At 61.3% G+C, this 24,736-nt stretch carries 26 protein-coding genes and 1 pseudogene; 12 read left to right on the top strand and 15 right to left on the bottom strand.

What is annotated here, in order from left to right:
• Window positions 1-33 precede the first annotated feature (33 nt).
• Window positions 34-842: pseudogene (locus tag HV782_RS11780) on the bottom strand (tellurite resistance TerB family protein).
• A gap of 199 nt (window positions 843-1,041) precedes the next feature.
• Here HV782_RS11780 and pcsA point away from each other — a divergent pair.
• Window positions 1,042-1,764 carry a phosphatidylcholine synthase gene (gene pcsA, locus HV782_RS11775; RefSeq protein ID WP_123467635.1) on the top strand — a complete coding sequence of 241 codons (723 nt, stop codon included), beginning with the start codon at window positions 1,042-1,044 and terminating at the stop codon, window positions 1,762-1,764.
• Between the two features lie 65 nt (window positions 1,765-1,829).
• Here pcsA and HV782_RS11770 read toward each other — a convergent pair whose 3' ends face one another.
• From HV782_RS11770 to HV782_RS11750, 5 genes are all read right to left on the bottom strand, one after another.
• Window positions 1,830-2,642, bottom strand: a complete 813-nt coding sequence (locus tag HV782_RS11770) for a class I SAM-dependent methyltransferase (RefSeq protein WP_123467633.1) — start codon at window positions 2,640-2,642, stop codon at window positions 1,830-1,832.
• 33 nt (window positions 2,643-2,675) lie between these two features.
• Window positions 2,676-2,948, bottom strand: coding sequence for a DUF4242 domain-containing protein (locus tag HV782_RS11765; protein ID WP_123467631.1), 273 nt, complete (start codon window positions 2,946-2,948; stop codon window positions 2,676-2,678).
• Between the two features lie 166 nt (window positions 2,949-3,114).
• Entirely contained in the window at window positions 3,115-4,326 is a 1,212-nt protein-coding gene (locus HV782_RS11760; RefSeq protein ID WP_186747407.1) for a cytochrome c biogenesis protein DipZ, read from the bottom strand.
• A 39-nt stretch (window positions 4,327-4,365) separates the two neighbouring features.
• On the bottom strand, window positions 4,366-4,620 hold the full coding sequence (locus HV782_RS11755) for a hypothetical protein (RefSeq protein WP_186747405.1): 255 nt from the start codon (window positions 4,618-4,620) through the stop codon (window positions 4,366-4,368).
• 27 nt (window positions 4,621-4,647) lie between these two features.
• The gene (locus HV782_RS11750) at window positions 4,648-4,911 is read right to left on the bottom strand and encodes a DUF2790 domain-containing protein (protein ID WP_186747403.1); all 264 of its coding nucleotides are present in this window, start codon (window positions 4,909-4,911) and stop codon (window positions 4,648-4,650) included.
• A gap of 296 nt (window positions 4,912-5,207) precedes the next feature.
• Here HV782_RS11750 and HV782_RS11745 point away from each other — a divergent pair, with 296 nt between their 5' ends.
• Together HV782_RS11745 and HV782_RS11740 are read left to right on the top strand one after the other, a co-directional pair.
• Complete coding sequence (locus tag HV782_RS11745; protein ID WP_007919579.1) at window positions 5,208-5,948, top strand: response regulator; 741 nt, start codon at window positions 5,208-5,210, stop codon at window positions 5,946-5,948.
• Window positions 5,945-7,246, top strand: coding sequence for a sensor histidine kinase (locus HV782_RS11740; RefSeq protein WP_186747401.1), 1,302 nt, complete (start codon window positions 5,945-5,947; stop codon window positions 7,244-7,246). The genes HV782_RS11745 and HV782_RS11740 overlap by 4 nt, the downstream gene beginning before the upstream one ends.
• A gap of 51 nt (window positions 7,247-7,297) precedes the next feature.
• Here HV782_RS11740 and HV782_RS11735 read toward each other — a convergent pair whose 3' ends face one another.
• Together HV782_RS11735 and HV782_RS11730 are read right to left on the bottom strand one after the other, a co-directional pair.
• A complete protein-coding gene (locus HV782_RS11735; protein WP_186747399.1) occupies window positions 7,298-8,050 on the bottom strand; it encodes an HvfC family RiPP maturation protein in 753 nt (250 codons plus the stop codon).
• Window positions 8,043-8,882 (bottom strand): HvfB family MNIO-type RiPP peptide maturase, encoded by an 840-nt coding sequence (locus HV782_RS11730; protein WP_186747391.1) that lies wholly within the window; start codon window positions 8,880-8,882, stop codon window positions 8,043-8,045. Before HV782_RS11730 ends, HV782_RS11735 begins: the two co-directional genes overlap by 8 nt.
• A gap of 301 nt (window positions 8,883-9,183) precedes the next feature.
• Between HV782_RS11730 and HV782_RS11725 the strand changes: the two genes are divergently transcribed.
• The 3 genes from HV782_RS11725 to HV782_RS11715 all read left to right on the top strand — a co-directional run bounded on the left by HV782_RS11725 (window position 9,184) and on the right by HV782_RS11715 (window position 12,352).
• The gene (locus HV782_RS11725) at window positions 9,184-10,062 is read left to right on the top strand and encodes a hypothetical protein (protein WP_186747388.1); all 879 of its coding nucleotides are present in this window, start codon (window positions 9,184-9,186) and stop codon (window positions 10,060-10,062) included.
• Between the two features lie 185 nt (window positions 10,063-10,247).
• Window positions 10,248-11,294, top strand: a complete 1,047-nt coding sequence (locus HV782_RS11720) for a class I SAM-dependent methyltransferase (RefSeq protein WP_123467613.1) — start codon at window positions 10,248-10,250, stop codon at window positions 11,292-11,294.
• Window positions 11,295-11,509: 215 nt separating this feature from the next.
• Window positions 11,510-12,352 carry an NAD-dependent protein deacetylase gene (locus HV782_RS11715; protein WP_186747386.1) on the top strand — a complete coding sequence of 281 codons (843 nt, stop codon included), beginning with the start codon at window positions 11,510-11,512 and terminating at the stop codon, window positions 12,350-12,352.
• A 19-nt stretch (window positions 12,353-12,371) separates the two neighbouring features.
• On the opposite strand, the gene HV782_RS11710 is transcribed toward HV782_RS11715, so the two are convergent.
• Entirely contained in the window at window positions 12,372-13,247 is an 876-nt protein-coding gene (locus HV782_RS11710; protein WP_123467609.1) for a LysR family transcriptional regulator, read from the bottom strand.
• A 174-nt stretch (window positions 13,248-13,421) separates the two neighbouring features.
• Between HV782_RS11710 and HV782_RS11705 the strand changes: the two genes are divergently transcribed.
• Genes HV782_RS11705 through HV782_RS11695 form a run of 3 tightly spaced genes read left to right on the top strand, consistent with a single transcriptional unit; the run spans window position 13,422 to window position 16,005 of the window.
• Window positions 13,422-14,120, top strand: a complete 699-nt coding sequence (locus tag HV782_RS11705; protein ID WP_103306907.1) for a CoA transferase subunit A — start codon at window positions 13,422-13,424, stop codon at window positions 14,118-14,120.
• A gap of 26 nt (window positions 14,121-14,146) precedes the next feature.
• Window positions 14,147-14,812 carry a CoA transferase subunit B gene (locus HV782_RS11700; protein ID WP_025111273.1) on the top strand — a complete coding sequence of 222 codons (666 nt, stop codon included), beginning with the start codon at window positions 14,147-14,149 and terminating at the stop codon, window positions 14,810-14,812.
• An 11-nt stretch (window positions 14,813-14,823) separates the two neighbouring features.
• Window positions 14,824-16,005 carry an acetyl-CoA C-acetyltransferase gene (locus HV782_RS11695; protein WP_186747384.1) on the top strand — a complete coding sequence of 394 codons (1,182 nt, stop codon included), beginning with the start codon at window positions 14,824-14,826 and terminating at the stop codon, window positions 16,003-16,005.
• A 248-nt stretch (window positions 16,006-16,253) separates the two neighbouring features.
• Here the strand turns inward: HV782_RS11695 and HV782_RS11690 are convergent, their stop codons facing one another.
• Complete coding sequence (locus HV782_RS11690; RefSeq protein WP_186747381.1) at window positions 16,254-17,573, bottom strand: Nramp family divalent metal transporter; 1,320 nt, start codon at window positions 17,571-17,573, stop codon at window positions 16,254-16,256.
• A gap of 79 nt (window positions 17,574-17,652) precedes the next feature.
• Window positions 17,653-18,189, bottom strand: a complete 537-nt coding sequence (locus HV782_RS11685) for a chalcone isomerase family protein (RefSeq protein WP_186747379.1) — start codon at window positions 18,187-18,189, stop codon at window positions 17,653-17,655.
• Window positions 18,190-18,336: 147 nt separating this feature from the next.
• Here HV782_RS11685 and HV782_RS11680 point away from each other — a divergent pair, with 147 nt between their 5' ends.
• Both HV782_RS11680 and HV782_RS11675 read left to right on the top strand, forming a co-directional pair.
• Window positions 18,337-19,119, top strand: coding sequence for a hypothetical protein (locus HV782_RS11680; RefSeq protein WP_186747377.1), 783 nt, complete (start codon window positions 18,337-18,339; stop codon window positions 19,117-19,119).
• Between the two features lie 109 nt (window positions 19,120-19,228).
• Window positions 19,229-19,792 (top strand): DcrB/PsbP domain-containing protein, encoded by a 564-nt coding sequence (locus tag HV782_RS11675; protein WP_186747375.1) that lies wholly within the window; start codon window positions 19,229-19,231, stop codon window positions 19,790-19,792.
• On the opposite strand, the gene HV782_RS11670 is transcribed toward HV782_RS11675, so the two are convergent.
• The 4 genes from HV782_RS11670 to HV782_RS11655 form a co-directional block, all read right to left on the bottom strand.
• Window positions 19,782-20,498: an alpha/beta hydrolase gene (locus tag HV782_RS11670; protein WP_186747373.1), complete on the bottom strand. Its 717-nt coding sequence runs from the start codon at window positions 20,496-20,498 to the stop codon at window positions 19,782-19,784. The two genes, HV782_RS11675 and HV782_RS11670, sit on opposite strands and share 11 nt — an antisense overlap.
• Window positions 20,499-20,666: 168 nt before the next feature.
• Window positions 20,667-21,779 carry a succinylglutamate desuccinylase/aspartoacylase family protein gene (locus tag HV782_RS11665; protein ID WP_186747371.1) on the bottom strand — a complete coding sequence of 371 codons (1,113 nt, stop codon included), beginning with the start codon at window positions 21,777-21,779 and terminating at the stop codon, window positions 20,667-20,669.
• A gap of 198 nt (window positions 21,780-21,977) precedes the next feature.
• A complete protein-coding gene (locus tag HV782_RS11660) occupies window positions 21,978-22,757 on the bottom strand; it encodes an ABC transporter substrate-binding protein (protein WP_123467594.1) in 780 nt (259 codons plus the stop codon).
• A 373-nt stretch (window positions 22,758-23,130) separates the two neighbouring features.
• Complete coding sequence (locus HV782_RS11655; RefSeq protein ID WP_123467592.1) at window positions 23,131-23,559, bottom strand: rhodanese-like domain-containing protein; 429 nt, start codon at window positions 23,557-23,559, stop codon at window positions 23,131-23,133.
• 101 nt (window positions 23,560-23,660) lie between these two features.
• Between HV782_RS11655 and ftrA the strand changes: the two genes are divergently transcribed.
• A complete protein-coding gene (ftrA, locus tag HV782_RS11650) occupies window positions 23,661-24,635 on the top strand; it encodes a transcriptional regulator FtrA (protein WP_186747369.1) in 975 nt (324 codons plus the stop codon).
• Window positions 24,636-24,736: the final 101 nt, after the last annotated feature.

Here is a 24,736-nt window from a genome sequence, read left to right as displayed (position 1 = left end):
AGGTTCGGACCGCGATCGGACGATCCTTGGCTTTCAGGCCGTGCCCTTGACCTGTTCCTCCAGATGCACCTGCAACTGCGGATCGATCTGCAAGGCCGCCGCCAGTTCATCCAGATAATTACGCTCGGCCGCTTGCTGGTCATCCACCAGCATTACGCTGGCCAGGTACATTTCGGCGGCAACCGCCGGATCACCTTGTGCCGATTGGGCAACTTCCGCCGGATCCAGCGGTTTGGCGAACTCGGCGTCGAGCCATTGCTGCAACTGCGGGTCCTCGGCGTGTTTGCCGATTTCGCAGCTGATCCGGTCTCTTTCCGCTTGATCAATGCGTCCGTCAGCCTTGGCCGCCGCGATCAAGGCGCGCAGCACTGCATGGCTGTGTTCTTCAATGTCGGGGCCAGCCAGCAAGTTAGCTGTTTGCGGGGTTTGCTGCGGTGCCGCGCTGGCCTGGCTGCGTTGCCAGGCCTGATACGCCTGGAACGCCATCATCCCCAGCGACGCCAACGCAGCGTAATTGGTAGCGCCGGAACGGCTTTGCGTACCACCACCCCCGAGCATGCCCCCAGCCCACCGCCACCGCCAAGCAGCCCGCCGAGCAAACCACCCAATCCGCCCAGCCCGCCCAGCCCGCCGGGCGCCGCCGAACCGCCGCCACTGGCTTGACCGCCACCCAACAGACCGCCCAGCAATCCACCCAGACCGCCACCGGCCGAAGCGCTTTCCTGTTGTCCCGCCGGGGCCTGGCCTCGCAGCAGTTGTTCGAGCAAATCGCTGGTGTTCATGACGTCATCCTCCGGCGTTGGTATTGGCCGCGTCTGGCAACGATAGACCGGTGCGGCCATTGCGCCAGCACCGTTTGGCCGACGCACCCTCCGCTGAATCATTTCGCCCAACGCATTTTTTGGCGGCCAGCTAAGATTCATGGCAGGTGAACCTTATCCCGGCCAGACCGGTCGATAGCTGCAACCCCGACCCGGTTTGCCGGCGCCCTTCTGGACGAGGGTGATAACCGGCTTGCTTTACTTTCTGGAGAACGCCCCCGTGATATCGACTCTACACATCGCCAGGCTCAAAGCATGGGGCGCCCATGGTTTTACCGCGACCGGCGTGGTCACCGCCTTCCTCGCCACCCTCGCCCTGCTGGAAAACCAGCCGACCCACTGCCTGATGTGGCTGGGCGTGGCGCTGATCGTCGACGGCCTCGACGGTGCGCTGGCACGCAAGGTCAACGTGCAATCGGTACTGCCGAGTTTCGACGGCTCGATCCTCGACCTGGTGATCGACTACCTGACGTACGTTTTCATCCCGGCCCTGTTCATCTATCGCTACATTCCGTTGCCGGACTACACCTTGCTGCTGACCGTGTCGCTGATTCTGGTGTCGTCACTGTTCTGTTTCTGCAACGTCAATATGAAGAGCAAGGACAACTATTTCGTCGGTTTCCCCGCAGCGTGGAACGTAGTGGCGCTGTGTCTGTACATCATCGGCCCGGGGCCGTGGATCACGTTCCTCACCGTGATCGGCCTGGCGCTGTTGACGGTGACGCGAATGAAGTTCCTGCACCCGTTCCGCGTGCGCCGGTTCATGCCGATCAACATTGCGGTGACGGCGATCTGGCTGCTGTGCAGCCTGTCGCTGGTGCTCAACCATCCGCTGATCAACCCGCTGGTGATGGGGTTGTGGTTGCTGATGTCGGCGTACTTCCTGGGCATCTGCATCTGGCGCACGGCGCTGGAGTGGTTTGATCGCGCCCAGTTGAAATAGGCCATCCGCCGCAACACATCTCCTCTGCAGGCTCACGCCTGCAGAGGACGTTCGCTTTTGCGTGATCAGCGTTTGGTGATCACCACCTCCAGATACTCGCTCGGCACCACCAGCGATGCCTCCCCCGCTCGATTTGAGCGGTTGAGCAAATCCGCCAGATCACTCTCCAGTGCCTGACCGCTCTCTGGCGGCAGCGCCGCGAAGGCCTTGTGCACCGGCCCGTACCAATGACGAAAGATGTCGATGAAATGCAGCGCCGAGCGATAACGGAAATTGAAGGTGCGCCGGGTTACTTGCACGACAAAATCGTGATCGTTGAAATGCGTATGCAGCCAGGCTTCGGTGCCCCAGTTTGCCGGCGGCTGGGCTACGGGCGGCGGTGGCAGATGGCGGCTGAGGGTCTTGAACATCTGGCCGACAAAACCTTCTGGGGTCCAGTTGGCCAGACCGATCCGTCCGCCCCGACGACAGACCCGCGCCAGTTCGGCGGCGGCCTGGGCCTGATCGGGTGCGAACATCACGCCGAAGGTCGACAGCACCGCGGCAAAACTGTCGTCGGCAAACGGCAAGGCTTCGGCATCGGCCACCTGAAAGGTCACGTCCAGATGTTCGGCCCGGGCGCGATCCTGGCCGCGTTCGAGCAAGGCCGCGACATAGTCGGTCGAAGTCACCAGACAGCCGCGCCGCGCCGCCGCCAGTGTGGCGTTGCCGTTACCGGCGGCAACGTCCAGCACCTCCTCGTCGCAACGCAGGTCGCAGGCCTCGGCGAGATTTTCGCCGACGATTTGCAAGGTGGTACCGATCACGGCGTAATCGCCGCTGGCCCAGGCGACTTTCTGGCGTTCTTTCAGGGCTGTCAGATCAATCGGGGTACTCATGGCGTCGAGCTCCACGGCAGGTTGAAGCCGACATCATTCGGCGGTCGTCGGATCGATGACCGTCATCACCCGCGCCACGCTGTTGGCCGGGAAACCACCCAGCCGGGCATGCTCGCGCACTTGCGCTTCATCGGGAGCGATGTACACGCAATAGACTTTGTCGGCGGTGACGTAGCTCTGCAGCCACTGCACTTGCGGCCCGAGTTCACGTAACGCCTGGCAGGATGTTTGCGACACGGCCTTGAGTTCTTCTTCCGACAGCTTTCCGGCTCCTGGAATCTCGCGTTCAATCACGAATTTCGGCATGGCAACCTCGCGTTCTTGTTATGTGGCAGGACCGGCAGTAGCCCTGCTCAATCACTATCGCGCCGAGTCCCGCCGGCGTCCCTGCCGGTCGTCCGGCGAAGCGGAATTAACCCGGCTTTGCCGATGAGTGGCGTGAATCTGTTAAGCCGTTGTAACAGCTCCTGCCTCAGGCTGCGGGGGCTTTGGCTTCTTCCAGCAACTGGCGGATCATCTGCTCCTGCGCCTCGTAGCGGCCTTCGCCGAAATGGCTGTAACGCACCTGCCCCTTGGCATCGATCAGGTAGTGCGCCGGCCAGTACTGATTATCGAAGTGACGCCAGATCGCGTAGTCGTTGTCGATTGCCACCGGGTAGGTAATGCCGAGCTTGCGCACCTGCGCCTTGACGTTGTCGATGATGCGCTCATAGCCGTATTCCGGGGTGTGCACACCGATCACCACCAGGCCGTCCTTCTGGTACTTCTGCGCCCAGTCTTTGACGTAAGGCAAGGTGTGCTGGCAGTTGATGCAGTCATAGGTCCAGAAATCCACCAGCACCACTTTGCCGCGCAGGGATTCGGCGCTCGGCTCCGGGGAGTTGAGCCATTGCACGGCGCCGGACAACGACGGCATCGCGCCCTTGCTGTCGTTCTGCATCGAGTCGGCGCGGACTTTGCTGACCAGGTAATCGACCACTTTCGGCACGTTTTCCAGCACGCTGTTTTCGACGCTGGCGACACCTTCGGAAGACGACCCGGCCAGTAACGTCTTGTCTGCCCCGGTGGCAATCACCGCCGCCGCAGCCAGCACGGCAACACCTGCCCCGCGACGAAACCAGCCCGTGAACGGGATCGACGGTTTCAGCCGGTTGACCAGCCCGCGCCCGGCGAAAATCAAAGTGCCCAGCGCCAACGCACTGCCTGCGCCATACGCCAGCAACAACAGGCTGGTGTGAGCGTTAGCGCCTTGCAGCATCGCCCCGGTGAGGATCACGCCAAGGATCGGGCCGGCACACGGCGCCCACAGCAGTCCGGTGGCAACACCGAGCAGGATCGAGCCCGTCGACCCGGCCGTCTTGCGGTTGTCGGCATCAAGGCGATTGCCGAGCAGGACCAACGGCCGGGTCAGCCAGTCACCGATGCGTGCCGAGATCAGCGCCAGGGCGAACGCGATCATCACGAGCAACGCCACCTGCCGCCCGGTGTTACTGGCCTGAATCACCCATTCGCTGCTGACCACGGCCAGGCTGGAGATCAGCGCAAAAGTCAGGGCCATGCCACCGAGGGTCAGCAGGATCGACGAGCGCCGGCGGTTGGCGCCGGCGAACAGGAACGGCACCACCGGCAAAATACAAGGGCTGAGGACGGTCAGCAGACCGCCGAGGAATGCAATGAGATACATGATGATCACCCTGTGTAAATGTGCGCCCTTGTGGAGGGCTCAGGCTCTCTGGCTTTGCAGCCACTGGCCCTGCGGTGTGCGGCTTGCGCCGTTCTCGGCAAACATCTGGCCCTGCGGCGTGCGGCTGGCACCGTCGGCTGCGAGCGAGCTATCAATGCTCTGTCTGGCCATCGGCGTTAGCTGCAAGCAACTGCCGCCGTGGCAGCTATTCTGTTCAACCGACGCATCGGCATGGGCAGCGAAGCCGCTGAGGGAAAAGGCGATGGCGGTCAAAAAACGCGAGACGTTGTGCATGGTGATTCTCCAGAGAATTGGAATGACTCAGTTGTCGTTGTTGCAGCCGTCGGCGAACTTGCGGTAATCCAGCACCTGCGTGGCGCCGGTCGAGTCGAGATACGTCATGCGCGCATCGACGATGCCGCAGGTCACCGAGTCGTCCTGGGTCAGCGAGATCACCTGGCGGATGTCCAGAGGCGTGCCGTAGGTGTAGGTTCGCGGGGTAACATCGGCTTCGGCACGGGCTGCAAAGGTGCAGATGTTGAGGGCGGCAAACAGGCCGGCGGCCATCGCGGTTTTACTGATCATGGGAGTTTCCTCAAGGCGTCAATGGGTTTGAGCCGAGGCCATCTGTGTGTGCCTCGATGGAGCCTATTTGAGGCTCGCGAGGTATCGCGGGTGTGTCGGAAAACCGCGCGGATAAATCGTTACGTATCCCTGCCGGTCGGGGATACACAACGATACAAAACCCGGGGAGGCGGCCGTTTTTGCCTCGCCGTGTATCCGTGCTCACGCTGGATACACTGCAATACAAAGGCCTGCAGGCGGGTCGTCGATGGCGCTATAAACTGCACGGCATTCCCCTTTGCTGGAGGTTTGAACCGATGGACCATGTCGATCACATTCTCATCGTCGACGACGACCGCGAGATCCGCGAACTGGTGGGCAACTACCTGAAAAAAAACGGCCTGCGCACCACCGTGGTCGCCGATGGCCGGCAGATGCGCAGCTTTCTCGAAGCGAACACGGTCGACCTGATCGTGCTCGACATCATGATGCCCGGCGACGATGGCCTGCAGTTGTGCCGCGAACTGCGGGTGGGCAAACACAAGGCCACGCCGGTGCTGATGCTGACCGCGCGCAATGATGAAACCGACCGCATCATCGGCCTGGAAATGGGCGCGGACGATTACCTGACCAAACCCTTCGCCGCCCGTGAGTTGCTCGCGCGGATCAACGCCGTGCTGCGGCGCACACGGATGCTGCCGCCCAACCTGGTGGTGACCGAGGCCGGCCGCCTGCTGGCCTTCGGGCGCTGGCAACTGGACACGTCGGCGCGGCACCTGCTGGACAAGGACGGCACCATGGTCGCCCTCAGCGGCGCCGAATACCGCTTGCTGCGGGTATTTCTCGATCACCCGCAACGGGTACTCAGCCGTGATCAACTGCTCAACCTGACCCAGGGCCGTGACGCCGACCTGTTCGACCGTTCCATCGACTTGCTGGTCAGCCGTTTGCGTCAACGGCTGCTGGATGACGCGCGCGAACCGGCGTACATCAAGACCGTGCGCAGCGAAGGTTATGTATTCTCGCTGCCGGTCGAAATCCTCGGGGCGCCCGCATGAGCCTCAACCTGCATTGGCCGCGCACGCTGACTTCGCGAGTGTGGCTGATTTTTCTGATCGGCATGATCCTGGCCCAGGCGTTGTCATTCGGCGCGCAGTATTACGAGCGCTACCAGATGGCCAGGAACACCATGCTCGGCAATCTGCAGACCGACGTGTCAACCTCGATTGCGATCCTCGACCGCTTGCCCGCCGAGGAACGCCCGGCGTGGCTGTCGCGTCTGGCCCGGACCAATTACGCCTATCTGCTCAATGCAGGTGAAGCGGGCGTGCCGATCAAGGCCGGCGACGTGCCGATTGCCGTCACCTCGATCACCGACGCCATCGGCGAACACTATCCATTGACCTTCACCGACATTCCCGGACCGAAAAAACACTTTCAGGGGCATCTGCGCCTGAGCGATGGCAGCCCGGTAACCATAGATGTGCGGCCGTCGATGGTGCCGCTGTCGCCGTGGCTGCCGGCGGTGTTGCTCGGCCAACTGGCGCTGATGATCGCCTGCACCTGGCTGGCAGTGCGGATTGCAATCAGCCCCCTCACCCGCCTCGCCAACGCCGTGGAAACCCTCGACCCCAATGCCCATCCGATCAACCTCGACGAGCAAGGCCCTACCGAAGTGGTCTACGCGGCCCGCGCCTTCAACACGATGCAAGCCCGTATCGCCGCCTACCTGAGAGAGCGCATGCAATTGCTTGCCGCCATTTCCCACGACCTGCAAACGCCGATCACCCGGATGAAGCTGCGCGCCGAGTTCATGGACGACTCGGCGGAAAAGGACAAGCTGTGGAACGACCTTGGCGAGATGGAACACCTGGTGCGCGAAGGCGTGGCGTATGCGCGCAGCATCCATGGCTCAACCGAAGAAAGCCGCCGCACCAACATGGATTCGTTTCTCGAAAGCCTGGTGTTCGACTATCAGGACATGGGCAAGGACGTGCAACTGATCGGCAAGAGTGAAGTGGTCATCGACACCCGCCCACATGCGTTGCGCCGGGTATTGGTGAACCTGACCGACAACGCCCTGAAGTTCGCCGGCGCGGCTGAGGTATGGGTCGAAGCGAACAACGGCAGCCTGAGGCTGACCGTCATGGATCGCGGCCCGGGCATTGCCGAGGCCGAGCTGCAGCAGGTGATGGAACCGTTCTACCGCGTGGAAAACTCGCGCAACCGCGAAACCGGCGGCACCGGGCTGGGGCTGGCGATCGCGCAACAACTGGCGATGGCACTGGGTGGCTCGCTGAGCCTGAGCAACCGCGAGGGCGGCGGGCTGTGCGCGGAACTGAAGCTGCCGCTCTGACATGTGGGAGCAGGCAAGCCCGCTCCCACAAGGCTTACGGAGTCTCTGGAATCACGATGTCGGCCCCATTACGCGGTCTTCGTGCAACTGCTGCAACAATGCCAAACCACTGTCCATGAATGACGCATTGCCCAACTCGCCGGCCTCTTGCGCCAGACCGTGCAACTGCTCGCGCCCGGTCAACACAGGGTACTCACCGATCCGCTGCAACAACCGCCAGGCCAAGGGGCTCAACTCAGCAAACCTGACGCTGAAATCCGCAGTGCGGCGTACCAGCAACAGGGTCGGTTGGGCCGGGGCCACGGCGGGTTGAAGGTCCGGCGACAGCCGTTGCACCGGCCACACATACGCCAACGGCCAGGCCAGCGCCGATACCCGTAGTGGACGTTCCAGCAGCAAGCCTTGGTCTGTTGGTGGTAACGGCTCGGCGTCTGATTGCTGCAGTACCATCTCTACCCATTCGTAATGCGCCAGCTCCAGCAGAAACGCCGGCCACTCGCCGTCGCGCAACACCTGCGGTGACGAAGCGAGATAGTCGAGAAACGTTTCGGCAATCTCTCCAAACTTTGGGGTCTGCGCTCGCCACTCGCGCAAAAAGCCTCGCACCAGGAGGCCCCAGCGTTGTTCCCCGATAATCCGGATCAACACCGGAAACGTGCCGCTCAACAATTGCGAGACGTTGTTGAACACCAGATCGCGATAAACGTTGACCCGCGCCACGTCCATGTCGACCGGTGGCGTTTGATGTTCGGGATCGCGCAAATACCGGGTCAGCGCCCGTTGCTGCTGCAACAGGTTATCCACGATGGCGGCCTCCCGCTTGCAAATGGCGAATGGTTTGCAACTCGCTAACCAGTTCGGAAAACACCGGGAAATTGAAATCCCGCTCAAGCAACGTTGGCTGGACACCGAACCGAGCATAGGCGTCGGCCAGCAACGCCCAGACCACCGGTTTCACCGAGGCACCATGGGTGTCGATTTTCAACGTGTCCGACTCATCGAAATGCCCGGCCACGTGCATGCCGACCACCCTGCCCGGCTCAACCCCGGCGAGAAACCGGTGTGGGTCGAAGCCGTGGTTGATCGAATTGACGTAGACGTTATTCACGTCCAGCAGCAGGTCGCAATCGGCCTCGCGCAGCACCGCGTTGGTGAACGTCACCTCGTCCATGTCCTGACGTGGCGCGGCATAGTAAGAGACATTTTCCACCGCCAGACGCCGCCCCAGAATGTCCTGAGACTGGCGGATCCGCGCGGCGACGTGATGCACCGCCTCTTCGGTGAATGGCAACGGCAGCAGATCGTAGAGATGACCGTCGTCGCTGCAGTAGCTCAGGTGTTCGCTGTAAAACGGCACTTGATGGTGGTCAAGAAACACCCGGACTTCTTCGAGAAAACCGACGTCGAGCGGCGCCGATCCGCCAAGTGACAACGACAAGCCGTGGCAAGCCAATGGATAACGCTCGGCCAGTTCGTGCAACGCCGCGCCGTGGGCACCGCCAACGCCGATCCAGTTTTCCGGGGCGACTTCGAGAAAGTCGAAAACACCGCTATGGGCAGCTCGCAGGTCTTTCAACAAGCCTCGTCGCAGGCCGAGTCCGACTCGGGCAAGTGCAGATGGATGAACAATATGCATGGGGCTGTCCCTCTGTTGGCGCATCAGCGTGATGGCGATCAAAAGGTCAACCTAAACAGTGTATGTATCGCGGTTGTTTCGACGACGAAGTCGAATGCACAGGTTATGTATCTGTGATCGCGCTGTATTCATTGAGATACAGATCATCGGTTTATCGAAGGCAATCCCGCGTCAAAATTAACAAAACAGAATAAAAATTTATTTTTTATACCTGTCAACTTTGACAGTTATGCGTAGCAGGCACCGCCACTACACTGGCGCCTCATTCTTTCGTAATGCCCTCGAGAAAGGAATCCAGAACATGAATAGCAAAATGTCCATCACGCAAGGAACAGTAGCCGCCACGGGCACGCTTACCGCCAAAAGCGCCGGCGAGCCGGATTTCCAGGCCAATAGCGGACTTTTAATTGAAAAACTGCCAACCCATTGGGAAATAAACGCCACCCATATCAGCGGCGACAGCGTTCGCTACATGACTTTTGTTATCCCTCTGAACCTCGGAGGCAATGGCGTGCCCATGAGTTATTCGCTTGTTTCTGGCAGCGATAAAAATCTGGCGCACGCTCATTACTTTTCCCAAGACCGGTTAGTGGTCTCGACCGAAGGATTATTGTCCATTCAATACTTCGAATCCGAGCAGCGAATGGTCGGTACGTTTAACTTCAAGGGCAATATTGGAGGCCAGGAATATATCTTGAGTGAGGGCAAGTTCGATCTGAAAGACATTACCCGCACTTCGGCGGCAGACAAGCTTCAGCAGCATGAGTTTTTCGCTAAACTTGAAGGAGGTATTTATCATGAGTTCAAGTCCGACGAGGTTGAAATCTCCTTTCAAGAAAACACGCAAACATTTGCAGTGGTCGCCAATCAGAGAGTCTGGGAATTAGACCCACCAAAACCGCACCGCGTAACGCTGTTCATTGCAGCAGGGCTAAAAAAAGGAAAGTACACGTTTGAAACAGGTGATCTAAACATTCGGGCGGCCTATCTGGATTTGCTGGGGAGCGCTTACCTGGCGGTCGAAGGGACACTGGAGCTTAAGGAAGATCCATCCGTGGAGCGAATCGAAGCCACGCTGGAGTTCACCGGAAAAACGCTCTCGCTTCCTGAAAGAGTGGCCAAGCTGTCCAATGGCGTGTTGAGCCAGACGCCTGCATCCAAGAAGCGTACAAAAGCCTGAAAAACGATCGCTTCATGGCATTGGAGGGCTAGACTTGTTGCATAGCCCTCAAGAGTAAAATCTGGGCGATGAATCCAGCAGTGATTCATCGCTCAAACCCAAGACGACCACTGCCCGATGGCGCACGCCTCGACCCTCGATCCTTGACGCCGCCGGACTGTGATCCTGTTTCAGGAGCACACGTGATGGACGAGGCCCGACTCAACGAATTCATGGGAAAACTGATCAACGACATGGGCGGCGCGGCGATGCTGGCTAATGTCATCGTCGGCGAAGAACTCGGGTTGTACCGGGCGATGGCCGACAGTCAGCCGATCAGCCCAGAAGCACTCGCTGCGAAAACCACCTGTAACCCGCGTCTGGTCCGCGAATGGCTCAGCGCCCATGCCGCTTCAGGCTACATGGAGCATCACGACGGGCAATTCCGCCTGCCGGAAGAACATGCCCTGGCGTTGGCCCTGGAAGACTCACCGGTGTACGTCGCCGGCGGTCTGGGCGTGGTGGCGTCGTTTTTCCATGACAAGGATAAACTGGTGAAAGCCATGCGCGGCAACGGCGCCTTGCCCTGGGGCGATCACCATCCGTGCATGTTCACCGGCACCGAACGGTTCTTTCGCCCCGGTTACAAGGGGCATTTGATCGCCGAATGGCTGCCGGCACTGGACGGCGTGGTGGCCAGGCTTGAGGCAGGTGCCAAAGTCGCTGACGTCGGTTGCGGCCACGGCGCCTCGACAGTGATCATGGCTCAGGCCTTTCCCAACTCGCGCTTCGTCGGTTTCGACAACCACACGCCCTCAATCACCGTGGCTACCCAGCGTGCCGAAGAAGGCGGTGTCAGCAGCCGGGCGAAGTTCTTCCAGGGCACGGCAAAAAATTACCCCGGCGACGACTATGACCTGATCTGCTATTTCGACTGTCTGCATGACATGGGCGACCCGGTCGGCGCCGCACGCCATGCCTACGACTCGCTGAAGGACGACGGCACGGTGCTGCTGGTCGAACCGTTCGCCAACGATACGCTGGATGACAACATCAACCCGGTCGGCCGACTGTTCTACGCGGCGTCGACCTTCATCTGCACACCGAATTCCCTGTCGCAAGAGGTCGGCCTCGGGCTCGGCGCACAAGCCGGGGAAATGCGCCTGCGCAAAGTGTTTGCCGAAGCCGGCTTCAAGCAGTTCCGGCGGGCCACGCAGACACCGTTCAATCTGATTCTGGAGGCGCGCAAATAGCCCGGAGACAAGCTATTGACCGTGCGGGAGAAATCTGGGGCGAGGGCGCTTGCTTGCGCTCGGCGGCGAAGCCGTCGGCGGTTTTGGGGCCGCTGCGCGCCCCAGCGGGAGCAAGCCCCTGCGTCACTGGAAAATCCGCGCCCCCCAGCCAGACTCCCTCGCTATGGAAGGTCAGTGCTAACCTGCAAGGCATTCATCTGCCCGGAGTGCTGACCATGCTCGACAGCCCGATCCGCGACCACCTCGACACCTTGCAACAAGCGATGGCTGACGGCGACTTTCTGGTGCTGACCGGCGCCGGCATCAGCACGCCGTCGGGGATTCCGGATTACCGCGACAGCGACGGCGTGCGCCGGGGGCGCCAGCCGATGATGTATCAGGAATTCCTCGCCGCCCCGGAATCACGCCGGCGCTATTGGGCGCGGGCCATGCTCGGCTGGCCACGGGTGCGGCAGGCGCGGCCGAATGCAGCGCATGAGGCTCTGGCCCGTTTGCAGACGCATGGGCGGATCGGCGGATTGATCACGCAGAACGTCGACACCCTGCACGATCAGGCCGGCAGTCAGGACGTGATCGAACTGCACGGCAGCCTGCACCGGGTGCTGTGCCTGGATTGCGGCCAGCGCAGTGAGCGCGATGCCATTCAGCGCTTGATGGAGATGCACAACCCGTATCTGGCCGGCGTCGATGCCGTGCAGGCGCCGGACGGCGATACCCTGCTCGACCCCGCATTCGAAGCCCGGTTTCAGGTGCCGCACTGTCCACATTGCGCGGGCGAGCGGATGAAGCCGGATGTGGTGTTTTTTGGCGAGAACGTCGCGCAGCAAACCGCTGCACGGGCGCTGGCGGCGGCGGAACGCGCGGCCGGGATGTTGGTGGTGGGCTCGTCGTTGATGGCCTATTCGGCCTTTCGCCTGTGTCGGATGATTGCCGATCGGGGCAAGCCGCTGATTGCGATCAACCTGGGCAAGACTCGCGCAGATGACCTGCTGTCATTGAAAATCGAAGCCTCATGCGAACAACTCCTGCCCCTGCTGACACAACGCCTGCTCACCTGACACACAAAATCCCGCGGCTTCAGTGCTCAGCCTTGAGGATATCGAACAGCGCCTGTGCCGCCGCCGACAACTCATTTCCGGGTTCGGTCAACACGCCGATCGCCCGCTCCACCGAGTCATCCAGGGTCAGGCAACGGGCGCCCAGTTCCTGCATCTGCTCGGCACACAACGCCGGTACGGCACTGACACCAAGGCCACTGGCGACCATGCGCCCGACCGTCGCCAACTGATGGCTTTCGAACTCCACCGGCAATTTCAGGCCGCGCGCCTGCAAGTGTTCTTCGAGCATCACTCGTACTGTCGATGGCCGCTGCAAGGTGATGAACGGCTGCTGCAGCAAGGTTTGCCAGTCGATAGCGGTGCGCGCCGCCAATGGCGAATCCTGCGCCACCACGGCCACGAAGCGATCCCTGTACAACGGCGTGAAGGTCATCGAGGTGCTTTGCATCGGCTCGAACGCCACGCCCAGCTCCACTTGCCGATCGCGGACCATCTCCAGCACCTGCTCGTTGATCACGTCGTTGACCGTGACGTTGACGTTCGGATAGCGCGCACGGAAGGTCTTGAGGATCGGCGGCAGCAGGTTGCCGGCGAACGACGGCATCGCCGCCAGCGTCACCCGTCCGCGTTGCAAGCTGAAGCGCTGACGCATTTCGTCTTCGGCGTTGTCCCAGTCGGCAATCAGCCGCCGGGCCAGCGGCAACAGGGATTCACCTTCCGCCGTCAGCGCCACGTTGCGCGTATTGCGGCTGAACAGGCGCCCGCCGAGGCCCTCCTCCAGCGCCTTGATGGTCAGGCTCAACGCCGATTGCGACAGGTGCAGGCGCTCGCAGGCCACCGCAAAACTCAGGCTCTGGGCCACGGCGAGAAAGGCACGGATCTGCTTGATGGTCATGTCGCTTCGCTCCAGTTGTAAGCTCCAGGCGTCAAGCTGCAAGCTATAACGCGACGAATTATTGAGTTTTATCTATCAATCAACCTTAAAAATCAACTTAACAAATATATCCACCAGCGAGACACTCCAGTCATTCGGCTAGCCAGCCGCCCGCAAATAATAAAAGAGGTGCATATGGCAGGTTTCGACAAGCGCGTGAGTTCCTACGAGGAAGCCCTCGCCGGGCTGGAAGATGGCATGACCGTCATCGCCGGCGGCTTCGGTCTGTGCGGCATTCCGGAAAACCTGATCGCCGAGATCAAGCGCAAAGGCACCCGCGACCTGACTGTGGTTTCCAACAACTGCGGCGTCGACGGGTTCGGCCTCGGCGTGCTGTTGACCGATCGCCAGATCAGCAAAGTCATCGCCTCCTACGTCGGCGAAAACAAGCTGTTCGAAGAGCAACTGCTCAAGGGCGAGATCGAAGTCATCCTGACCCCGCAAGGCACCCTCGCCGAGAAAATGCGCGCCGGCGGCGCCGGCATTCCGGCCTTCTTCACCGCCACCGGCGTCGGCACCCCCGTGGCCGAAGGCAAGGAAGTGCGTGAATTCAAAGGTCGCAAGTACCTGATGGAAGAGTCCATCACCGGCGACTTCGCCATCGTCAAAGGCTGGAAAGCCGACCATTTCGGCAACGTCATCTACCGCCACACCGCGCAGAACTTCAACCCACTGGCGGCCACCGCCGGCAAGATCACCGTGGTTGAAGTCGAAGAAATCGTTGAACCCGGCGAGCTGGATCCGTCGCAGATCCACACCCCCGGCATCTACGTCGACCGGGTCATTTGCGGCACGTTCGAAAAACGCATCGAACAGCGCACCATCCGCAAATAACTGAAGCCCAGACGGAGAACAACAACATGGCACTTTCCCGCGAACAAATGGCTCAGCGCGTCGCCCGCGAAATGCAGGACGGCTACTACGTGAACCTTGGCATCGGCATTCCGACCCTGGTCGCCAACTACATTCCCGAAGGCATGGAAGTCATGCTGCAATCGGAAAACGGTCTGCTCGGCATGGGGCCTTTTCCAACCGAAGAAACCATTGATGCCGACATGATCAACGCCGGCAAACAGACCGTGACCGCACGTATCGGGGCGTCGATTTTCAACTCCGCCGAATCCTTCGCGATGATCCGCGGCGGGCATGTCGACCTGACCGTGCTGGGGGCGTTCGAAGTCGACGTCGAAGGCAACATCGCCTCGTGGATGATTCCCGGCAAGCTGGTCAAGGGCATGGGCGGCGCCATGGACCTGGTGGCTGGGGCCGACAACATCATCGTGATCATGACCCACGCGTCCAAGGACGGTGAATCCAAACTGCTGTCCAAATGCAGCCTGCCGCTGACCGGTGCCGGTTGCATCAAGCGCGTGCTGACCGACCTGGCTTATCTGGAAATCGAAAATGGCGCTTTTGTCCTCAAGGAACGCGCACCTGGCGTCAGCGTCGAGGAAATCGTCGCCAAAACCGCTGGTAAACTGATCGTCCCGGATCACGTACCGGAAATGCAGTTCGCTGCCCAGTGAGGAATTCGAAAATGCAAGACGTCGTAATTGTTGCCGCCACGCGCACCGCGATCGGCAGTTTCCAGGGCTCCCTGGCCAGCGTGTCCGCGGTGGATCTGGGCGCGGCGGTGATCCGCCAGTTGCTCGAACAAACCGGTCTGGACGGTGCCCAGGTCGATGAAGTGATCATGGGCCAGGTGCTGACTGCCGGCGCCGGCCAGAACCCGGCGCGTCAGGCCGCGATCAAGGCCGGCCTGCCCCACGCCGTACCGGCCATGACCCTGAACAAGGTCTGTGGTTCGGGCCTGAAGGCCCTGCACCTGGGCGCGCAAGCGATCCGTTGCGGTGACGCCGAGGTGATCATCGCCGGCGGTCAGGAGAACATGAGCCTGTCCAACTACGTACTGCCGGGCGCACGCACCGGTCTGCGCATGGGCCATGCGCAAATGGTCGACACCATGATCAGCGATGGTCTGTGGGATGCGTTCAACGATTACCACATGGGCATCACCGCGGAAAATCTGGTCGATAAATACCAGATCAGCCGCGAGCAACAGGACGCTTTCGCCGCAGCCTCGCAGCAGAAAGCCGCTGCCGCCATCGAGGCCGGCCGCTTTGTCGATGAAATCACCCCGATCCTGATTCCGCAGCGCAAAGGCGATCCTGTCGCGTTCAAGGTTGACGAACAACCACGCGGCGACACCACCGCCGAATCGCTGGCGAAACTGCGCCCGGCCTTCAAAAAGGACGGCAGCGTGACGGCCGGCAACGCCTCGTCGCTGAACGACGGCGCCGCTGCGGTGATCCTGATGAGCGCCGAGAAAGCCAAGGCCCTGGGCCTGCCGGTGCTGGCAAAAATTGCCGCCTATGCCAACGCAGGCGTTGATCCGGCGATCATGGGCATCGGCCCGGTCTCGGCTACCCGCCGCTGCCTCGACAAGGCGGGCTGGAACATCGGCCAGCTCGACCTGATCGAAGCCAACGAAGCCTTCGCTGCGCAATCGCTGGCGGTGGCCAAGGATCTGCAATGGGATCTGGACAAGGTCAACGTCAACGGCGGCGCCATCGCCCTCGGTCACCCGATCGGTGCCTCGGGCTGCCGGGTGCTGGTAACCCTGCTGCACGAGATGATCAAGCGTGATGCGAAAAAGGGTCTGGCGACCTTGTGCATCGGCGGTGGTCAGGGCGTGGCGCTGGCGCTGGAACGCGCTTAAACATCGAGTTCAACGGCGGGCGGTGGATCCACGACATCCGCTGCTCGCTGGCAACAAAAACCCGGTGCGACTGGCGTTGCACCGGGTCTTTTTTTGCCTGGATTTATGTAGGTTTTGATGGCCCCATCGCTGGCAAGCCAGCTCCCACGGTGATTGAGGGTGGATTCAAATTCTTTGTTCACCCCCAAACCCTGTGGGAGCTGGCTTGCCAGCGATGGGGCCATTTCAGTCACCACAAAAACATCTGTTCACACCGCCATCTGCAGAATCAACCACGCGTTCGCCCCACTGATCACCGCAAACAAGCCCCACGCCAGTATCCGGGTCGGCAGGCGATTCACAAACGGCCCCATCAGCTGTCGGTCGTTGGTCATGCGAATCAGCGGATACAGCGCAAACGGCAGTTGCAGGCTCAATACCACCTGACTCAACACCAGCAACTTGCCCACCGCGTTGTCCCCCATCAGCCACACGCCGATGAACGCCGGAATCAGCGCCAGCCCGCGGGTGATCAAACGGCGCTGCCAGCACGGAATTCGCAGGTTCAGGTAGCCTTCCATGATCACCTGCCCGGCGATGGTGCCGGTGAAGGTCGAACTCTGCCCCGAAGCGAGCAGTGCGACACCGAACAGCACGCTGGCCAACGCACCGCCCACCAGCGGATCGAGCAAGTGATAGGCGTCCTGAATATCCACCACATCGGTATGTCCGGACTGGTGAAATGCCGCTGCCGCGAGAATCAGGATCGCCGCGTTGACCAACAGCGCCAGCGCCAGCGAGCCGATGGTGTCGATGCGTGCCAGCTTCACCGCGTCCTGCTTGCTCGCCAGGTCTTGGCCGATCATGCGTGTCTGTACGATCGAGGTGTGCAGGTAGAGGTTATGCGGCATCACCGTCGCGCCGAGAATGCCGATGGCCAGGTACAACGGTGCCGCATCGCTGATCGCCGCCAGTGACGGTTTGAAGCCTTGAAAGACGTCCGGCCAGTAAGGTTTGATCAGCACCAGTTCGACGAAAAAACACACGCCGATGGTGGCCACCAGCACCAGCATGATCGCTTCCAGGCGGCGAAAGCCCCGGTTTTGCAGGGCCAGCACCAGCAGCGTGTCGAACGCGGTCAAGGCAATGCCGAAGGTCAGCGAACAGCCCAGCAGCAAGTGAAACGCCAAGGCGCAGCCAAGCACTTCGGCCAGGTCGGTGGCAATAATCGAGATCTCCGCCAGCACCCATTGCAAGCGCGCGGTCGGCGTGCTGTAGCGCTCACGAGAAAGTTGCGCCAGGTCGCGGCCGGTGGCGATGCCGAGCCGCGAACACAGGCATTGCACGACCATGCCCGCCAGGCTCGCCAGCAACACCACAAACAACAGGCTGTAGCCAAAGCGCGAACCGGCCTCGATGGCGGTTGCCCAGTTGCCCGGGTCCATGTAGCCGATCGACACCAGCAAACCGGGACCGGCGAAACGCAGCACGCGTTTGAAGAACGCGGCATTCGGATCCACCGCCACACTGCCGGCCACTTCCGGCGGGCAAAACGGCGCGGTGGCGATTTTGGGCAAACTGAATTTCACGCACACATCCAGAAACAAGTCGGAAAGACGCAGCTTAGACGTTTCAGCCGAAGCCTTGAAGGGCTGCGATCTTTTGCTCTTAACGACTCACACCGAGTAACTGTTGACGCAACTCGGGGCTGCGGGTCCGCGGATCCAGCCAGATATCGAAAAACGCCCGGGCAAACTGCGGATCATCAATCTCATGCTGCAACTGTTGCCCGACAAAAAACCGTGCGCCCTGTCCCGGCAGGTACACCCCGGTAATTCGTGTACCGGCCTGCACATCGACGAACGACTGCTGCATCTGAATCTGCCAGCCGGCCAATTGCGCGGGACTGACGCTGCTGCCTGCCAGACGTTTGATTTCATCGACGCTGGCCTTGACCAGGTCATCGCGGGAGATGGTGCGGCGATAGATCAGCTCCAGCGCGAAGGGCTGGCCGTCCGCCAGCGGCCGCGCGGCGCTCCACAAACGCGCGTTGTACACGTCGAAGCCCCACACGCTGAAATCGCCGGTGCCGATGATCTGCGCGCCGGGCACTGCGTCCTGCCAGTTGGCCCAGGTGGGCGTCAGCAATAACGCCCATAAACCGATGCCACAACATCCACGCAGCACCTTGGGTGTTCTGTTCATTGCAATATCGACTCCGGCAAGCCCTGATAGACAGAGCATAGCCGGGGATCGCGCCTCGTACCCTGTGTACATATTTTGCGCACATCTTCAGCAATCAATTGTCGACAATGCTAACGTAACGCCACTCACCCGGACGGAGACACCTGCGTGCTGATCCTCAAACTGCTGCTGATTCCCGGTTTTCTGCTGCTGATTTCTCTCGCAGGCAAACGCTGGGGGCCGAGCGTGGCCGGGTGGCTGTCGGGGTTGCCGGTGGTGGTCGGGCCGATCCTGTTTTTCCTCGCGATCGAACAAGGCCCGGCATTTGCCGCGCAGTCAGCGGTGGCCGCGTTGTCGGCGATGTTTGCGATGATTGCGTTCTGCATCACCTACGCTCAGGTCGCGCAACGGGCGAACTGGCCTTCGGCGCTGATGACTTCATTGGCGGTGTGGACCGTGATCGCGTGGGGGTTATCGCTGATTCCGGCGTCGCTGCCGTTCTCCGTGGCCGCCGCGGCGGTCGCATTGCTGTCCTCGCCCTACCTGTTTCCCAAGGTGCAACCGGTACTCAATGGCCCGGCGCCGAAGTCGGACAAATTGATCTGGCGGATGATCGCCGGTGCGGCGTTGACCTTGCTGGTGACGATGCTCGCCAGCACGGTCGGCGAACGCTGGAGCGGCCTGCTCGCGGTGTTCCCGGTGCTCGGCAGCGTGATGGCGGTGTTTTCCCAACAGACCCGCGGGCCGGCATTCACCGCCGCATTGTTGCGAGCGACGGCAACCGGCATGTATTCGTTTTCGGCGTTTTGCCTGGTGTCGGCGCTGACCTTGCCGAGCCTGGGCCTGAGTGGGTTTGCCGTGGGTGTCGCGGTGGCGGTGGCGATGCTCGGCGTGACCCGCAAGCTACTGGCTAAACCGGCCCCGCCCAGACAAGCGCACCCTCAAGCCTGAACCCGTCCCCTGTGGCGAGGACGCGGGTGTTCAGACGGGCCGGGCTGGAGTGATAAGGCGCTGCGTGGGATGATCGCCCGCCTAGCGCGACCATCCACCGGAGATTCGAATGTCATTGCTCAGCAAGAAAGCCGTCGTCCTGTTGCTGGCGGCCGTCGCCGGCCTCGGCGCCATCAACGCTCAGGCAGCCAAGGCCAAGGAAAAAGCCGCCACCGAGAAAGTCTCGATGCTCGGCGGCAAGTTCACGTTCGTGTTGCCCAAGGGCTTCGTCGCCGATCCGCTGCCGGCCAGTCCGAGCGGGGCCGTCGGCACGATGTACACCAACGAAGCCACAAAAACCGTGGTCATCACCGCGGAAAACCGCATTCCCGAAGGCGTTAACGTCAAGGACAACGACGGTGAGTTCCTCGACGCCAGCGTGTCACGGTTCATTGAAGACCAAAGCAAGGCGCTGCCGGACTTCAATAAGCTCAGTGAAAAGAGCCTGACCCGCAAAGGCACCGGCCTTGGTGTGCGGCAGGTCGACAGCACCGCCACCCAGGGTGGCGGCCAGACGCTCAACACCACGTTGCTGGCCGGCTCCGGCACCAAAATGGCACTGGTGCAGGTGATCTCCCGTGCCAGTGACAAGAAAGGTCACGACGCCCTGGTCACCACCCTCCTCAAGGATTGAGCTGCTGCAACCAGCCATTCAGGTCCCGCAGTTCGGCCGCACTGATGCTGTGGCCGACGCCGGGATAGGCGTGAAATTGCGGTTTGTAGTCGAGCTTCTGCAGCAGCGCATTGGCCTCGGTGCCATCGCGATACGGCACACGATCATCGGCGGTGCCGTGGCCAATGAAGATGTTCAGGGCCAGAGGGGGTTGCCCGGCCTTCAGTTCGCCCTTCAACACCGGCAATAAACGACCGCTCAACGCCGCAATACCGCCGACCGCCAGCGGCGACCGCAACCCCACTTCGTAAGTCATCATCGCGCCCTGGCTGAAGCCGATCAGGTACACCTTGTCCGGGCTGGCGTGATATTTCTTCGCGGCCTGGGCGATAAAGTCGCGCAGTTTCCGGCCGCTGACCTTCAGATCATCGGTCTCGCCGTTGTAGGCCCCTTCGCCCTTCTTGCGAAACCACTGGTAGCGACCTTCACCCAGCGCCATCGGCGCCTGCACCGACAGGTAGTTGTATTGCGCCGGCAACTGGAACTTCATGCCGATCAGGTCAGCTTCGTTACTGCCGTAACCGTGCAGGAAAATCACCAGCGGCCGCGACTCGGCGTCAGGGTGAACCTGTTCGAGGTACTTGAGCGGCAGATCGGATTGCAGCGTGATTTGAGCCTGGACGGCGGAAGACGCCAGCAGGGTCAACAGGGCAAATACTTTCAACATAAAGCCTTCCTCACAACGTGTCGGTTCGGGGGGAGCCTGACACCCTGCGGTCAGGATCCAGATTTGGCGATGTTGCTGATGGCCCCTTCGCGACAAGCCCGCTCCCACAGAGAAACGCATTTCAAGGTGGCAGCGCGCCTGCTCGCGAATGTATTCGCCGCAGATCTGTCAGTCGTTGGACAGCTTGCCCGTCCGGAACGGCACCCGACCCGCGACTTTCGCCTGCCAGATCCCCGGTTGGGTGTAACGCCCACGGTCGATGGCAAACAACACGCCGCTGGTACCGGCGCACACGGTGGTCACGCGATCCTGCAGCGGATCGACCACTTCAAACAGTGCATCGCCCTGCTCGACCCACTCGCCCGCATTGCGCAGAAAACTCACCACACCATGGTGTGGCGCGAACAGATATTCAGTGCCCTCGAACGGCAGGCCCTCGCAGCACGCGTCCGGCGCGGTCGGCCATTCGCCGCTGATAAAGCCCTGCTCGGCGAGAAAACCGAGAATCGCTTCGCAATTGGCCTGGGCCTGATCGACCCGGGTGTCGCCCATGCTGCCCAGCTCCAGGGTGGTGGCGAGGTTGGCCAGTGGAATCGCGGCCTGGGGAAATGCCCGCGCCAGGCGCAGCCACGGCGTCGAGCAGGACTCATCGAACGAACTGCCGCCGGAATCCTCACACAACAGCGCCACGCCAGCCTTCAGCCGTGCCGCCAGCGATTGCCATCGCGGCCAGTGCTGCGGCAGCGCGTAAAGGTGGATCGCGGCGTCGAAATCGCAATGCAGATCAAGGGTGATGTCGGCATCGCAGGCGTGGCGCAGCAACAAGCGATGCAGGGCTTCCAGTTGCGAAGCCGGAGCCGGCAGCTCATCGAACAGCTGAAGCATGGTCTGGCGGATCAAGGCGATGTTGGCCTCGGCATCGCGGCCCAGACGCTCGCCGATCTGCGCCGCCACCGGTGCGCTGAGTTCGACGAAGGCGCGGTTGAAGTTCTTGCCGCTGCCCAGTTCGAAACGGCCCATGTGCGCACCTTGCAGATGCTGGTCCAGCCCGATCGGGTTGGCCACCGGCACCAGTTCGATCACGCCCTGCAAACGGCCTTGCTGTTCGAGCGCGTTCAGACGCTGCTTGAGTTCCCACGCGGTGCGCATACCCGGCAGTTCATCGGCGTGCAGGCTGGCCTGGATGTAGGCCTTGCGCGGGCCCGCGCCGTAACGGAACACACTGAGGGAGCGTTCGCTGCCCAGGTGGCTCCAGGGCAGAACATGGTCGATGCGTTGCATGGGATATCTCCTGAAAACCGGATCACACAGATCCCCTGTAGGAGTGAGCCTGCTCGCGATAGCGGTGGATCAGACAACAGTGATGTTGAATGCTAAACCGCTATCGCGAACAGGCTCACTCCTACAAGGCTCTCGCCACCATTAGAGCGTAAAAAAAGTGGCCGGCGCAGTGCGCGGGCCACTTTTTTCTACGGCGTATTAATGGCCGTACACGTCAAAGTCAAAGTACTTGTCCTGCACTTGCTTGTACTTGCCATTGGCGCGGATTTCGGTGATGGCCTTGTTGAACTGCTCGGCCAGGGCGGTATCGCCCTTGCGCACGGCAATGCCGGCGCCACCGCCGAAGTACTTGGCGTCTTCGTAGGTCGGGCCGACGAATTCGAAGCCTTTGCCGGCGTCGGTTTTCAGGAAGCCGTCACTCAGGTTGACCGAGTCGGCCAGCATCGCGTCGATACGGCCGGAGACCATGTCGAGGTTGGCTTCCTGTTGCGAGCCGTAACGCACCAGCTCGATGCCGGCCGGAACCAGCACTTCGGTGGCGTAGCGGTCGTGGGTACTGGCACGCAGCACGCCGACTTTCTTGCCCTTGAGCTCGGTCAGCGGGTCCTTGACACCGGAACCTTCCTTCATCACGAAGCGCGCCGGGGTGTGGTAGTACTTGATAGTGAAATCAACGTTTTTCTTGCGGTCGTCGGTGATGGTCATCGAGGACAGGATCGCGTCGATTTTCTTCACTTTCAGCGCCGGGATCAGGCCATCGAACTCTTGCTCGACCCAGGTGCACTTGACTTTCATCTGCTCACACAGCGCATCACCGATGTCCACGTCGAAACCGGTGAGTTTGCCGTCAGGGGTTTTCATCGAGAATGGCGGGTAACCGGCTTCGATACCGATGCGGATCGGCTTGGCGTCTTCGGCCACGGCGGTCAGGGACAACATCGACAGTGCCAGGGCACCGAACATCACTAGCTTCTTCATTTATAACTCCTGTGTGCGGAGGCTTTTATTGGCAGCTTCGATTCAGCGTTCGGTCATGGCCAATGGGCGGCAAAAACCGAAGTGGCCGGCAGTCTATGGCGCCGCGCACAGGGCAAATTGTTTTTAAGCGACAAATACTTACAGGAATTCGGCAAGGCGATTGACCGGGGTCAACCGCTGCGCCGTCGTGGTGCAAAGGCTGTAGGACAAGCCCTCGATCGGCCCACAAATCAACTGCAGGAGACGCCGAAGGCTGCGATCTTTTAACGCTGGTTCGGGCGGCAGAACACTTTCGGCTGCATGCCCACGCAGAGCGTGGGAACGCTTGGCCCGTTCAACAGATCGCCGTCTTCGGCAACAGTTGCATGTGCTTTCAGCAGGCGCAGTTGACGGGACTCCCGGCGGCGTGCGGCAGGCTCAGTTCGAACCCTTCGTCCAGCCAGCCGGTGACGCCGCCGAGCATTTCCTTGACCGGGTAACCCAGTGCCGCCAGTTTCACCGCTGCCTTGTTGGCGCCGTTGCAGTGCGGGCCGGCGCAATACACCACAAACAAGGTGGTTTTCGCGTAGCCCTGCAACCCTTGTTCCGTCAGCAGACGTGTCGGAATGTTGATCGCACCCGGCACATGGCCGCGCTCGAACGCCAGCGGCCCACGTACATCAACCAGCACGAAGTCGATTTCCCCGGCTTCCTGGCTGCTGTACACGTCGGAGCAATCGGTTTCGAAAGTCAGACGGTTGCTGAAATGCATCAGGGCAATGGCCGAGGGGGCGGCAGGAATGTCGCGAACCAGGCTGGTCATAGGTGTTGCTCCTTTATCTGAACGGGTGTGAACAGACTTTATCGAGCCGGCGCTCGGCGCTACAGTGGCGCACAAGACACCCACCGGGAATTTTCCGCCAAATGCACACCTCACCAGGACTGGTCGCGATTCTGGCCTACGATGGCCTCTGTACCTTCGAATTCGGCATCGCCGTGGAGATCTTCGGCCTGGCCCGACCGGAGTTCGATTTCCCGTGGTACACGCATGCGATTGCCGCGGTCGATCAAGGCCCGATGCGCGCCATGGGCGGGATTCAGGTGTTGGCAGATGGTGGCCTGGAACTGCTGGCCGACGCGCGTACCATCATCATTCCCGGTTGGCGCGACCGTAACGCCGCCGTGCCGCCGGCGTTGATCGACGCGTTGCGTCAGGCCCACGCGCGGGGCGCCCGATTACTGTCGATCTGCTCCGGGGTGTTTGTGCTGGCGGCCAGCGGCCTGCTCGACGGTCACGGCGCCACGACTCACTGGCGCTACACCACGGAACTGGCTGAGCGGTTTCCGGCCATTGCAGTCGATCCGGACGTGCTGTACGTCGACGCCGGCCAGTTGATTACCTCGGCTGGCAGCGCTGCGGGCATCGACGCCTGCCTGCACCTGGTGGCGCGGGACTTCGGCACTCAGGTCGCCAACACGGTGGCGCGGCGTCTGGTGATGTCGCCGCAACGCACCGGCGGTCAGGCGCAGTTCATTCCGGCCCCCGTCAGCGCGACGCCGCGCAACGATTTGTCACGGGTGATGCAGTGGGCCCGCGAGCGCTTGCACCAACCGCTGGAGGTGCGCGATCTGGCCAATGAGGCGGCGATGAGCGAGCGGACCTTTTTGCGGCGGTTCACCGAGGCCAGTGGTCAGTCGCCCAAGGCGTGGTTGCAGCATGAGCGGCTGGCGCGGGCGCGAGAGTTGCTGGAGAGCACACCGCAGCACACCGAACAGATTGCCCAGCGCTGCGGGTATCGCTCGGTGGAAAGTTTTCGCGTGGCGTTTCGCAGCGTGGTGGGGGTGCCGCCGTCGGTGTATCGGGAGCGGTTCGGGCGTGGGGACAACGCAACTTCCTGAGGTGATCCCAGGGGCTCCTTTGCGGGCAAACCCGCTCCCACAGGCTTTAGCGGTGATTGACTCCCGTGGGATCGGGCTTGCTCGCCGAAAGGCCGGCAGAG

This window comes from Pseudomonas monsensis (genome assembly GCF_014268495.2).
GTDB lineage: Bacteria > Pseudomonadota > Gammaproteobacteria > Pseudomonadales > Pseudomonadaceae > Aquipseudomonas > Aquipseudomonas monsensis.
Note: the sequence above shows the minus strand (reverse complement) of the source record. Positions and strands in the feature narration are given on the sequence as shown.